Source organism: Gemmobacter sp. (genome assembly GCF_046292685.1).
In the GTDB taxonomy this organism is placed as follows: domain Bacteria; phylum Pseudomonadota; class Alphaproteobacteria; order Rhodobacterales; family Rhodobacteraceae; genus Wagnerdoeblera.
In genome coordinates this window covers 91,823-103,829 of record NZ_JBKBQM010000002.1, presented here as the reverse complement: position 1 = coordinate 103,829, position 12,007 = coordinate 91,823, and the positions used below count along the sequence as shown (strand labels likewise).

Below are 12,007 nucleotides of genomic sequence, written 5' to 3'. Positions count from 1 at the left end.
GCACGGCCTGCGGCCTTGCCCGGTTGCATCGGGGGGCGCGGTTGACCGGGCTTGACCATACGATTGGCGTCGTCGCGGCAGGTGCTGCGGTGCTGGGGGCGACGGGCGGGGTGCTGGGCAGCTTTGCGGTGCTGCGCCGCCAGAGCCTGATGGGCGATGTGCTGGCCCATGCCGCCTTGCCCGGCCTGTGCCTGGGGTATCTGGTGGCGGGCCGGGCCTTGCCGGCGCTGATGACCGGGGCGCTGGTCGCCGGGGCCCTGGCGGCGCTGTCGGTGCTGGCCATCGGCCGGTTTACCCGGCTGAAGTCCGATGCGGCGCTGGGGATCGTGCTGTCGGTCTGGTTTGCCGGCGGGGTCGTGTTGCTCAGCCACGTGCAGGCGACCGGCGGGGCCGGGGCGGCGGGGCTTTCGGCGTTTCTGTTCGGGCAAGCGGCGGCGATGCTGCTGGCCGATGTGCAGGTCATGGCGCTGGTGGGCCTGCTGGCGGTGGGGGCCGTCGCGGCCGGCTGGCCGTGGATCAAGCTTGTGTGCTTCGACCGCGACTATGCCCGCGCCCTCGGCGTGCCGGTGGCGGCGGTCGAGGCCATGCTGACGCTGCTGATGGCGATGGCGATTGTCGTGGGCTTGCAGATGGTCGGCGTCGTGCTGATGACCGCCATGCTGATTGCGCCGGCGGTGGCCGCCCGGGCCTGGGTGGTGCGGCTGTGGCCGATGACGGTGCTGGCCGCCGTTTTCGGCGTGCTGGCCGGGGTGGGCGGCGCCGTGATTTCGGCGGGCGCACGCGGGCTTGCGACAGGGCCGGTGGTGGTGCTGATCGCCACGGCCATCGCCGCCGTGTCGCTGGCGCTGGCACCGGGGCGCGGCGCGGTCTGGCGTGTGCTGCGCGACCGGCGCCTGGCCGCGCAGCTGGAAGGCACCCGGGTTCTGTCGACGTTGGCGGCGCTCGGCCGGGCGCACGGCGACCCGCACTATCGCGCCGAGGCCGGCATGATCGACGCGGCCCACGGCACCGCCACCGCGCGCACGCTGGATCGTCTGCAAGCCGAAGGCCTGGTCTCCGAGGTGTCGCACCCGCCGGAAACCACCCGGCATTGGGTGCTGACCCGCAAGGGGCAAGCCGAGGCCGGGGCGCACGACGCGCCGGCACCGAATGACGGAGGGCGGGCGTGATGCTGGCCGAACCGCTTGTCGCCATCTGGCTGACCGGCGCTCTCGTGGGGGTCGCTGCGGCGCCGCTGGGCCTGTTCCTGGTGCTGCGCGGCACCGCCATGCTGACCGATGCGGTCGCCCATTCCATCGTGCTGGGCATCGTGCTGGTGTGGATGCTGACCGGCGCCACCGCCGGGCCGGTGCAGTTGCTGGGCGCTGCCCTTGCCGGCGTGGCGACCGTCAGCCTGACGGGGATGCTGCAACGGTCCCGGCTGGTGGCCTCGGACGCGGCGATCGGGCTGGTGTTCCCGGCCCTTTTCGCGGCCGGCGTTCTGCTCATCAACCTGCATGCCCGCGACGTGCATGTCGATGTCGATACCGTCCTGCTGGGCGAAATCGGGTTTGTCTGGCTGGAGACGCAGCATGTGGCCGGGGTCGAGGTGCCGGTGGCTGTGCTGACGCTGGCCCTGGTGGCGCTGGTCAACGCCGCCTTCGTCGCGGCATTCTGGAAGGAACTGAAACTGGGCAGCTTCGACCCTGCGCTGGCCGCGGCGCTCGGGCTGGCGCCGGGGGCGCTGCATCAGGCCCTGCTGGTGCTGACCTCGGTGACGGCGGTGGCCAGTTTCGACGCGGTGGGGGCGATCCTGTTCATCGCCTTTGCCATCGTGCCTTCGGCCACCGCGCTGTTCCTGACCGACCGGCCGGCCCGCGCGCTGGGGTTGGCGATGGGGGTTGCGCTGCTGGCCGCTGCGGCGGGGCAGACGCTGGCCTTTGCGCTGGATGTCTCCATCGGCGGCATGATGGCGGTTTGCGCCGGGGCCATGTTCGCGCTGGCCTTGCTGGCGGCGCCGCAGCGCGGGGTGCTGGCGCGCTGGCGCCGGCGCCAGTCCGAGGCGGCCGACCGCGCCGCTCGCACGATGGTGGCGCACCTGCACACCCACGAGGACGGCCCCGAGGCGCGCATCGAATGCACCGGGGCGGCACTTTCGGCCCACCTGCACTGGACGCCTAAACAGGCGGCCTCGGTCATCCTGCACGGGCTGGACCGCGGCTTGATCCAGCGACAGGGCGATGCGCTGATCCTGACGGCCAAGGGGCGGGCCGAAGCGCAAGCGATCTTCGACCCGGCCGGGCGCGAGCGGCGCTAAATCGCCTGCGCCCCCCACAGGTAGGCAGCATAGGCCGCCAGCATCAGCCCGCCCGAGACCCGCCCGATCACCGGGCGCAACACCAGAAACGCGGTCAGCACCAGCGAGGCGGCCAGCATCACCGGCAGATCGAACCCGATGAAACGGTCGGCCACCGGAATCGGCGAAATCACCGCCGTCAGGCCGAGGATGCCGAGGATGTTGAAGATGTTGGAGCCGACGATGTTGCCGATGGCGATTTCCGACTGGCGCTTGATCGCCGCGATGACCGAGGTTGCCAGTTCTGGCAACGAGGTGCCGACCGCCACGACCGACAAGCCGATGAACGCCTCCGAGACGCCGAAGCGGCGGGCGATGTTGACAGCGCCTTCGACCAGCGCCTGGGCGCCGAACATCAGCACCACGATACCGCCCACCAGCCACAGAACCGATACCCAGGCCGGCGGAACCGCCGTGGTGCCGGTGTCTTCGTGGTCGTTGCCGCCTTGCCGGAACGCGATGTAAAGGTAGGTCGCAAGCGCCGCCACCAGCAGGCCGCCCGACAACCGGCCCATGCTGCCGAGCCAGAACAGCGGCACCAGCGCAAGCGTCGCCGCCATCATCACCGCCGTATCGCGGCGCAGCGTGTCGCCCACGATGCGGATCGGGTAGATCAGTGCCGAAAGCCCGGCGATCAGCAGGATGTTCCCGATGTTCGACCCGACCACGTTGCCGACGGCAATGTCGGGCACCCCCCGCATGGCCGCATCCACCGAAACCAGCAACTCGGGCGTCGAAGTGCCGAACCCCACGATGGTCAGGCCGATGACCAGCGGCGGGATGCCCAATCTTCGGGCCAGCCCCGCGGCGCCGCGCACCAGCGCATCGCCGCCCAGAAACAATCCGATAAATCCGGCAATCAGCAGCACATAGTCCAAGAGTCGTTCCTTCCGGGGTCCGGGTCTGTCGCTGCGCGCACATGGGGCGCGCGCGCGCAGGCGACAAGGGGCCGGGCGGCGGAATTGTGCGCTGCGCGGATCGGGCGCGGGATCAGACCGACAGTGTGGCGGCCACGGCACGCCGCCAGCGCGCATGGGCGGCCTCGCGCCGCTCCGGCGCCATCTGCGGGGCAAAGCGTCGCTCCAGCGCCCAGGCCTCGGCAAAGCCTTCGGGACCCGGGCAAAGCCCGGCCTGGAACCCGGCCAGCCATGCCGCACCCAGCGCGGTGGTTTCGGTGACCTGCGGGCGGTCCACCGGCGCGCCCAGGATGTCGGCCAGAAACTGCATCGTCCAGTCGCTGCCGGTCATGCCGCCATCGACCCTGAGCACGCCTTCGGGGGCGGTGCCCCAGTCGGCGCGCATCGCGTCCAGCAGGTCGCGGGTCTGGTGGCCCACGCTTTCCAGCGCCGCCCGCGCCAGTTCCTTCGGGCCGGTGTTGCGCGTCAGGCCGAACACGGCGCCGCGCGCCTCTGGGTTCCACCAGGGCGCCCCGAGGCCGGTGAACGCCGGCACCAGCACGACCTGTTGCGCCGGGTCGGCCTGCTCGGCCAGGGCTTGCGTCTGGGCGGCGCTTTCGATCACGCCCAACCCGTCGCGCAGCCATTGCACCACCGCGCCGGCGATGAAGATCGACCCTTCCAGCGCATAGGTGCGCCGCCCGCCAAGTTGATAGGCAATGGTCGTCAGCAAGCGGTTGCGCGATGCCACCCGGTCCGACCCGGTGTTGAGCAAGGCAAAGCACCCCGTGCCATAGGTCGATTTCATCATGCCGGGGCTGAAACAGGCCTGGCCCATCGTCGCGGCCTGCTGGTCGCCGGCCACCCCGCAGATCGGGATGGCGGCCCCGAACAGCGCCGGGTCGGTGGTGCCGAAATCGGCTGCGCAATCGCGCACCTGAGGCAGCATCGCCAGAGGCACGCGCAGCAGGTCGCACAGGCCAGCATCCCAGGCCCCGGCGCCGATATCGAACAGCATGGTGCGCGCGGCGTTGGTGGCGTCGGTGGCATGAACCCGGCCGCCGGTCAGGTTCCAGATCAGCCAGGTATCAACGGTGCCAAAGGCAAGTTCGCCGCGTTCGGCGCGCGCCCGGGCGCCCGGCACGTGGTCGAGGATCCACGCCGCCTTGGTCGCGCTGAAATAGGGGTCGAGCAGCAGCCCCGTGCGTTCGGTGATTGCCGGTTCGTGCCCGCCGGCGCGCAAGGCCGCGCAGGTGTCGGCGGTGCGCCGGTCCTGCCAGACGATCGCCGGGTGCAGCGGGGCGCCGGTGGCGCGATCCCAGATCAGGGTGGTTTCGCGCTGGTTGGTGATGCCGATGGCCGCCACCTGCACCGCAGCGATGCCGGCCCGGGACAGCACGCCGGTCACACAGTCGCGGACCGTGCCCCACAGATGCGCCGGATCGTGTTCGACCCAGCCGGGCGCGGGGTAGGATTGCGGGAACTCGCGCTGTTCGGTGGCCAGCGGGCGCAAGGCGGCGTCGAACAGGATCGCCCGGCTGGAGGTGGTGCCCTGGTCGATGGCAAGGATATGGCGCATGGGTTCCCCGGACAAGCTGACGGATGCCCGCAACTTTTCCCGTGCAGGCGTCGGGTGCAAGGGGGCCTGCGTCAGGCCGCCAGGGCCTGCGCCTGCATCCAGCGGTCGAGCGCCGCGATCTGATCGGGCGTCAGGCGCAGCCCGGAGCGGGTGCGGCGCCAGACCACATCTTCGGCGGTGCGCGCCCATTCGTGCGTCATCAGCCAGCGCACTTCGGCCCCGGTCAGCCCGGCGCCGAAGTCGGGGCCAAGGTCGGCCGGACCCGTGGCGTCGCCCAGAATATCGAAGCTCTCCGTGCCGTAGTGGCGCACCAACCGCGCGGCCGCCCCGGCCGGCAGAAAGGGGTAGCGCGCCTCGATCCGTGCCACCAGTGCCGGCACGCCGTCATGCGGAAAATCGCCGCCCGGCAAGGCCACGCGCGCGGTCCAGGCCCCGCGCGCCTGCGGGAAATGCGGCGCAAGCCGCGCAAGCGCGCTTTCGGCAAGGCGGCGGTAGGTGGTGATCTTGCCGCCAAACACGTTCAGCAGCGGGGGGCCGTTTTCATCCAGCCGCAGCACGTAATCGCGCGTGGCGGCGGTGGCGGAACTTGCGCCATCGTCATACAGCGGCCGGACGCCGGAATAGGTCCAGACCACATCGTCTGCCGTCAAGGCGCGGGCGAAATAGCGGTTGGCAAAGGCCAGCAGGTAATCCCGCTCGGCGTCGGTGCAGGCGACCTGGCCGGGTTCTCCGCGGTGGTCCTGATCGGTGGTGCCGATCAGGGTGAAATCCTGCTCGTAGGGGATGGCAAAGATGATGCGGCCATCGGAGCCTTGCAGGAAATAGCAGCGGTCGTGGTCGAACATCCGCCGCACCACGATGTGCGAGCCGCGCACCAGCCGCACCCCGTCGCCCGAGTTCACGCGCGTCACGTTGCGCAACACCGATTCCACCCAAGGCCCTGCGGCATTCACCAGCGCCCGCGCACGGTGCGTTTCGGTTGTGCCGTTGCGCTGAACCGTGACCGTCCAGTGGTCGCCGGTGCGCGTTGCCGCCACCACCCGCGCCCGCGTCAGAATGCGCGCGCCTCGTGCGGCGGCATCGCGGGCGTTCAGCACCACAAGGCGGCTGTCCTGCACCCAGGCATCCGAATATTCGAACGCCTTGCGGAACCGCGGTTGCAACGCCTTGCCGGCCGCATCGCGCGTCAGGTCCAGCGTGCGGGTGCCGGGCAGAATGCGCCGCCCGCCCATATGGTCGTAGAGAAACAGCCCCAGCCGGATCAGCCAGTCGGGGCGGCGCCCGCGCATCCACGGCATCAGCCGCCCCAGCAGGCGGGCGGTAGGCGTGTCGTTGTCGAACCGCATGTCGGGCGAAAGCGGCAGCACGAAGCGCATCGGCCAGCTGATGTGCGGCATGGCGACCAGCAGGGTTTCGCGTTCTTCCAGCGCCTCGCGCACAAGGCGGAACTCGAAATACTCCAGATACCGCAAGCCGCCGTGGAACAGCTTGGTCGAGGCGCTGGAGGTGCCTTGCGCCAGATCGCCCTGTTCGGCCAGCACCACCGACAGCCCGCGCCCAGCGGCATCGCGGGCAATGCCGCAACCGTTGATTCCGCCGCCGATGACGAACAGGTCGGAAATCGCGCCCGGGGGCGCAGGGGTGGGGGTGTTCATGGGTGCCTCGTCGATCCGGTGCCGATAACACGCGATTTCGGTCGTTCTGTCAATAAAGCTTGATCGAATAAGCGCGATTTTCGCCGATTCGCACATTTTCGCGCTCCGCGTGGCGCCAGACGCGCCTGCCCGTTCCGGCGAAAGGCTTGTGTTGCCCGGCCATTTTCGCCACCCTGCCTGGGCGGCTGGCAATGGGCCGCGCCAATCGGGGGCCGCATGCAACCGTCTTCGACCCGCCTGCGCGCCCGGCTTCGGCGCCTGTTCGAACTGGACTTGCACCCCCTGACCGAATGCCCGGGCGCGGCCACCGCCTTGCCGGCGCCGGCCGGAACCGTGGCGGTGCAACTGGCCTTTCGCAGCGCCTCGGGCGAGCCGGTGCGCGGCATCTGGCTGCGCCCCGAGGGGGCGGCGCCGGTGCCGGCCGTGCTGGTGATCCATGCGCATGGCAACCGCCATGCCATCGGGGCCGACGAGCTGCTGAAGGGCCGACCGGCCTTGCAAGGGCCGATCGGCCCCGCGCTGGCCGCGCGCGGCATTGCCAGCCTGTGTCTCGACATGCCAGGCTTCGGGGCGCGGCTGAAGGCGGCCGACGGTGTGGCGAACGAATGCGCGGCCGCCAAGGCGGCGTTGTGGCACGGGCGCAGCCTGGCCGGGCAGATGCTGGGCGAAAACGCCTGGGCCCTTGGCTGGCTGGCGGCGCAGCCCGCGGTGCGGGCCGACCGGCTGGGCGTCTTCGGCATCTCGATGGGGGCGACGCTGGGCTACTGGCTGGCGGCGGCCGACCTGCGCGTCCGGGCCCTGGCGCACGAATGCTGCCTGGCCGATTTCGCCGCGCTGATCGCGTCGGGCGCGCATGATCTGCATGGGCCTTACCTGACCGTTCCCGGCCTGTTGCGCATCGCGCCGAACGGGCGCATCGCCGGGTTGGTGGCGCCGCGGGCGCAGTTCGCAGGCCTGGGCGACCGCGACCCGCTGACCCCGCCCGAGGCGACGGCCCCGGCCCTTGCCCAACTGCGCGCTGCCTATCGCCGCGCTGGCGGCACCTTGCAGGTGCACCGCGAACCCGACGAAGGCCACCGCGAAACCGCGGCGATGCGCGCCGCCGTGCTGGATTTTCTGGCAGCCGAACTGGCCTGAGACGCCTCAGCCGCCGATTCGCAGGCCCTGCGCGTCGAACCAGTGCAGATGCGCCGGGTCGAACCCGAGCCGCACTGTATCGCCGCGCACCAACCCGGGTTGGCCCGGCAACACCGCCAGCAAGGGCGCCCCGCCATCGAGCCCGGCATGGATCACGCTTTCGGCCCCCAGCGCCTCGACCAGCGCGACCTTTGCCGCCATCGGGCCCACCGGGTCCAGAACCAGATGTTGCGGGCGCAGGCCCACCGTGGCGGCCCCCGCGGGGGCAGCCACCGGCAGCACCGGCCCGCCTTGCACCGCAAACCCGCCGGGGGCTGCGCTGCCCGCCCACAGGTTCATTCCCGGCGCACCGATGAAGCCCGCGACGAACAGGTTGCCCGGCCGGTTGTACAGGTTGAGCGGCGTATCCACCTGTTCCACCTTGCCCGAGCGCAGCACCACAATGCGGTCGGCCATCGTCATCGCCTCGACCTGATCGTGGGTGACGTGGATCATGGTGGCCTTCAGCCGGTCGTGCAACGCCGAAAGCTCGGCCCGCATGCTGACCCGCAGCTCGGCATCGAGGTTCGAAAGCGGCTCGTCCAGCAAAAAGGCGGTCGGGCGCCGCACGATGGCCCGCCCGATGGCCACGCGCTGGCGCTGGCCGCCCGACAACTGCCCGGGGCGGCGGTCCAGCAGCGGCTCGATTTCCAGCATCCGCGCGGCTTCGGCGATACGGGCGTCGATTTCGGCCTTGGGCATGCGGGTATTCTGCAAGCCGAAGGCCATGTTGGCCCGCACCGTCATGTGCGGATACAGCGCATAGCTTTGAAACACCATCGCAAGGCCCCGGTCGGCCGCCGAGCGTTGCGTCACGTCCGCGCCGTCGATCTCGATGGCGCCAGAGGTGGGCCGGTCGAGCCCCGCGATCATGCGCAGCAGCGTGGACTTGCCGCAGCCCGAAGGCCCGACGAACACCACCAGCTCGCCTTCGCGGATGTCGAGGTCGATGCCCTTGAGCACGTCTACCGCGCCATAGGACTTGCGGATATCCTTCAGAACGATGCGGCCCATGCGGCCCTCCCTTATTTCAGGCCGGTTCCGGCGATGCCCGCCGTGATGAACCGTTGCAGGAACACGAAGACCAGAACCACCGGGATCATGGTGATGACGGTCATGGCCAGCAGGTAATGCCACTGCACGTTCAGCTCGCCGGCATAGGCATTCAGGCCGACCTGCAGGGTATATACTTCCTGCCGGCTCAGCACGATCAGCGGCCACAGGAAATCGTTCCAGCGCCAGACCACCGAAAAGATCGCCAGCACCGCCAGCGCCGGCGCGGTCAGCGGCAGCACGATGCGCCAATAGATCTGCCATTCGCTCGCGTGGTCCATGCGCGCGGCCTCCAGCAGCTCGTCCGGGATGGTCAGCATGTATTGCCGCAGCAGGAAAACGCCGGTCGGGGTGGCCACCGTGGGCAGGATCACCCCCCACAGGCTGTTCATCAACCCCACCCCCGCCACGATGGAATAAAGCGGCACGAGAATCACCGACAGCGGAATCATCAGCGTCGCCACGATCAGCAGCATCACCGCGTTGCGGCCCCGGAAACTGTATTTCGACAAGGCAAAGGCCGCCATGGAGTTGGTCAAGAGCGTAATCAGCGTGGCCACCACGGTGACGAACACCGAGTTCTGTGTATAGCGCAGAAAGTCGAAGCGCAGGAACGGGTCAAGGTAGTTGCCCCAGCTGGCGCCCACCGCCCGGTCGGGCGTGCGGTTGGCGATGTTCACCCGCACGATCTCGGCCGGGTTCTCGGGGTCGACCATCTGCGCCACGGTGCCGACGCGGCGCACCTCGGCCAGGGTGCGGGTGCCGGCTTCGTCGGTCACCACGAACAGCGGCAGGGGCCGGTCATAGCCCGGCACCTCGGCGGTCCGTGCCTCGTAAGGCAGCAGCGTGGGCGGAAACTCCGACAGTTGCGCCGGCGATTTCAGCGACGACAGCACCAGCCACAGCGCTGGCCCGAACATGATGAACACGCCCGCCGCCAGCCACAGAAAGGTGACCGCATCGGTCCAGTCCCAGCGGGCGCCGCCGCGGCGGCGGGTCAGAAAGGCGGCAAGGCTGCTCATTTCATCTTCGCCTTTCGTTCGTTGCGCCGCCCGAGCGCCAGTTGCAGCAGCGTCAGCACCACCAGCACACCGCCCATCAAAATCGAGGCCGCCGCCGCCAGGCCCGGGTTCTTGAGCAGCGAAGCGAAGCCGACTTCGTAGATGTATTGCGTCAGGAACAGAGTGGCCGTGCCCGGGCCGCCGCCCGTCAGCACATAGGCTTCGTCAAAGACCTGCACCGCGCGGATCAGCGCCAGCACGATGACCACCAGCATGTTGGGCATCAGCAAGGGCAGGGTGATGCGCCAGAACACGCGCGCGGGTCGCGTGCCATCCATTTCCGCCGCCTCGTACAGGTCGCGCGGAATGGCTTGCAGCCCCGCCAGCAGGATCAGCGCGAAAAAGCCCAGATGCGCCCAGATCGTGACCCCCACGGCGGCGGCAAAGGCAAAGTTGCGGTCCAGCAGCCAGTTGACCGGGTCTAGCCCCACGGCCACAAGGCCTGCGTTCAGCACGCCGTTGCGGTCGAGGATCCAGCGCCAGATCAACCCCACCACCACCGGCGACAGCAGGACCGGAAAGAAGAACACCGCGCGCCAGAAACTGCGCGCGCGCAGTTCGCGGTTCAGGATCAGCGCGGTTGCGGTGGCCAGCACGATCAGCGCGGCCACCTGCACCACGACAAACAGCGCGGTGTTGGACAGCGCGGTCCAGAACTGGTCTTCCTGGCAGGTCAGGATGTCGGTGTAGTCCTGGCAGGTCAGCAGACGTTGATACTGGCCAAGGCCCACGAACTGCCGGTCGGCCAGGAACAGCGCGCCGCCCGTGGTCAGCGAATAGGCGATGTTCAGCCCCAGCGGCACCAGCACGAAGATGCCGAAGACCGCCATGTTCGGCAGCAGGAAGAACGCCACCATGCCGGATTGCCCGGCCAGGCGTTGCCAGAGGCGCAAGGGCGCATCCAGCAGCTGCGCGATACCCCGCAAGGGGGCCGTGACCACGGCCCCCGCCCATGCACCAAAGGATGCCATCGCCTTACTTCGCCGCCGCGACCTGTTCGGCGATGTCGCTGTCGATCTTGGCAAAGGCCTCGTCCAGCTTCAGCTCGCCTGCCATCACCTGGCTGATGCGGTTCACCATCGCGCCGTAATAGGCCGAGGCCCATTTCCACGCCGGCAACGCCGCCGCCCCGGGCAGGATGTCGGCCGAGGCCGCGACAAAGGCATCCAGCGCCGCGCCGACGTTCTTGTCCTGGGTCTGCCAGTTCAGCCCGCCCTTGGCCGCCACCGCCGCATGGGCCGGCAGGAACAGGGTGCGCTCGGAAAACTCCTTCACGATGTCCTCGCGGGCGAAGAATTCCATCACCTTGGCGACCTCGGCGGGGTTCTTGGTGTATTTCACCGCCACCAGCGCCGCGCCGCCGGCCAGGCCCGAACAGCCCGCGGTGCCGCAGGGCGAGCCCGTGGCCACCCAGTCGAAGCCATCGCCGATCTTGGTCGAAAGGTTGGCGATCTGCCACGAACCCGAATAATAGAACGGGATCTGCGCGTTGATGAAGTCGTCCGCGGCGGCGCGGTAGGTGGAACCCGAGGCCGCAACCCAGGTGTCCTTCAGCATCTTGCCTTCGGCCACCCAGTTCACCAGCTTGCCGGCAAAGGTCTTGACCCCGTCGTCCACCGGGGCGGGCTTGCCGTCGGCACCGATGTAGTTGGCGCCATAGCTGACGTTCGGGCCCGAAATGCGGTGGCCGGAACGGTCGATGGCAAAGGCCGCGGCGGTGCCTTGCGACTTGGCGACCTGGTCGGCGGCGTTCACCCAGTCGTCCCAGGTGGCGCCCTTGCCGGGCAAGGCCACGCCGGCCTGTTCGAACAGGGTCGCGTTGGCAAAGCCGCCGGTCAGCGTCAGCTGGGTCATGAAGCCGGTGATGGCATCCGATCCGTCAACCCGCATCCAGTCGGCATGGGCGCCGAAATTGGTGCGCCAGTAAGCGGGGTCGGCCAGATAGGGCGTCAGGTCCAGCCAGTGCGGGGCCAGCGTCTTGATGTTGGTGACCCGGGCAATGTCGGGCCCTTCGCCGGCTTCCAGCTGGATTTGCAGCTGTTCCTGCACCACCTTGTAGGCGACCTCGTCGAGGATCAGGTTGATCCCGGGGTTTTCCGCCTTGAAGCGGGCCACGAGGTCTTTCATCACCTCGCCTTCGACGCCGTCGGAATACCACATCATCCGCACGTCGCCTGCCAGCGCCGTCGAGGCCATCAGGCTGGCGGCCAGCGCCAGCCCCATCGTGTATCTGGTCATCGTTTCCTCCTCCT

10 protein-coding genes are annotated in these 12,007 nt (G+C 69.3%); 3 read left to right on the top strand and 7 right to left on the bottom strand.

The genetic code is table 11. The annotated features are described in order from the left end of the window. The first annotated feature begins 41 nt into the window (after positions 1-41). Positions 42-1,169, top strand: coding sequence for a metal ABC transporter permease (locus ACK4S2_RS01090; RefSeq protein WP_409619451.1), 1,128 nt, complete (start codon positions 42-44; stop codon positions 1,167-1,169). Further along, positions 1,169-2,296 carry a metal ABC transporter permease gene (locus tag ACK4S2_RS01085; protein ID WP_409619505.1) on the top strand — a complete coding sequence of 376 codons (1,128 nt, stop codon included), beginning with the start codon at positions 1,169-1,171 and terminating at the stop codon, positions 2,294-2,296. The genes ACK4S2_RS01090 and ACK4S2_RS01085 overlap by 1 nt, the downstream gene beginning before the upstream one ends. On the opposite strand, the gene ACK4S2_RS01080 is transcribed toward ACK4S2_RS01085, so the two are convergent. The 3 genes from ACK4S2_RS01080 to glpD all read right to left on the bottom strand — a co-directional run bounded on the left by ACK4S2_RS01080 (position 2,293) and on the right by glpD (position 6,465). After that, positions 2,293-3,213: a calcium/sodium antiporter gene (locus ACK4S2_RS01080; protein ID WP_409619449.1), complete on the bottom strand. Its 921-nt coding sequence runs from the start codon at positions 3,211-3,213 to the stop codon at positions 2,293-2,295. The genes ACK4S2_RS01085 and ACK4S2_RS01080 overlap by 4 nt on opposite strands. A 112-nt stretch (positions 3,214-3,325) precedes the next feature. Next, a complete protein-coding gene (gene glpK, locus ACK4S2_RS01075) occupies positions 3,326-4,810 on the bottom strand; it encodes a glycerol kinase GlpK (protein ID WP_409619447.1) in 1,485 nt (494 codons plus the stop codon). 71 nt (positions 4,811-4,881) lie between these two features. After that, positions 4,882-6,465, bottom strand: coding sequence for a glycerol-3-phosphate dehydrogenase (glpD, locus tag ACK4S2_RS01070; RefSeq protein WP_409619445.1), 1,584 nt, complete (start codon positions 6,463-6,465; stop codon positions 4,882-4,884). Between the two features lie 216 nt (positions 6,466-6,681). On the opposite strand from glpD, the gene ACK4S2_RS01065 reads away from it, so the two are divergent. Further along, positions 6,682-7,602: an alpha/beta hydrolase family protein gene (locus ACK4S2_RS01065; protein ID WP_409619443.1), complete on the top strand. Its 921-nt coding sequence runs from the start codon at positions 6,682-6,684 to the stop codon at positions 7,600-7,602. Positions 7,603-7,608: 6 nt separating this feature from the next. Here ACK4S2_RS01065 and ACK4S2_RS01060 read toward each other — a convergent pair whose 3' ends face one another. The 4 genes from ACK4S2_RS01060 to ACK4S2_RS01045 are packed head-to-tail and all read right to left on the bottom strand — an operon-like array spanning position 7,609 to position 11,993. Then, a complete protein-coding gene (locus tag ACK4S2_RS01060) occupies positions 7,609-8,655 on the bottom strand; it encodes an ABC transporter ATP-binding protein (RefSeq protein ID WP_409619441.1) in 1,047 nt (348 codons plus the stop codon). An 11-nt stretch (positions 8,656-8,666) separates the two neighbouring features. Beyond that, on the bottom strand, positions 8,667-9,716 hold the full coding sequence (locus ACK4S2_RS01055; RefSeq protein ID WP_409619439.1) for a carbohydrate ABC transporter permease: 1,050 nt from the start codon (positions 9,714-9,716) through the stop codon (positions 8,667-8,669). Further along, positions 9,713-10,726: a carbohydrate ABC transporter permease gene (locus ACK4S2_RS01050; protein ID WP_409619437.1), complete on the bottom strand. Its 1,014-nt coding sequence runs from the start codon at positions 10,724-10,726 to the stop codon at positions 9,713-9,715. The genes ACK4S2_RS01055 and ACK4S2_RS01050 overlap by 4 nt, the downstream gene beginning before the upstream one ends. 4 nt (positions 10,727-10,730) lie before the next feature. Next, positions 10,731-11,993 carry an ABC transporter substrate-binding protein gene (locus tag ACK4S2_RS01045; RefSeq protein ID WP_409619435.1) on the bottom strand — a complete coding sequence of 421 codons (1,263 nt, stop codon included), beginning with the start codon at positions 11,991-11,993 and terminating at the stop codon, positions 10,731-10,733. Between the last annotated feature and the right edge of the window lie 14 nt (positions 11,994-12,007).

Excerpts from the sequence above, each read along its gene's own strand:
- ACK4S2_RS01085 (WP_409619505.1), top strand. The coding sequence starts at position 1,169 with ATGCTGGCCGAACCGCTTGTCGCCATCTGGCTGACCGGCGCTCTCGTG.
- glpK (WP_409619447.1), bottom strand. The coding sequence starts at position 4,810 with ATGCGCCATATCCTTGCCATCGACCAGGGCACCACCTCCAGCCGGGCG.
- glpD (WP_409619445.1), bottom strand. The coding sequence starts at position 6,465 with ATGAACACCCCCACCCCTGCGCCCCCGGGCGCGATTTCCGACCTGTTC.
- ACK4S2_RS01065 (WP_409619443.1), top strand. The coding sequence starts at position 6,682 with ATGCAACCGTCTTCGACCCGCCTGCGCGCCCGGCTTCGGCGCCTGTTC.
- ACK4S2_RS01060 (WP_409619441.1), bottom strand. The coding sequence starts at position 8,655 with ATGGGCCGCATCGTTCTGAAGGATATCCGCAAGTCCTATGGCGCGGTA.
- ACK4S2_RS01055 (WP_409619439.1), bottom strand. The coding sequence starts at position 9,716 with ATGAGCAGCCTTGCCGCCTTTCTGACCCGCCGCCGCGGCGGCGCCCGC.
- ACK4S2_RS01050 (WP_409619437.1), bottom strand. The coding sequence starts at position 10,726 with ATGGCATCCTTTGGTGCATGGGCGGGGGCCGTGGTCACGGCCCCCTTG.
- ACK4S2_RS01045 (WP_409619435.1), bottom strand. The coding sequence starts at position 11,993 with ATGACCAGATACACGATGGGGCTGGCGCTGGCCGCCAGCCTGATGGCC.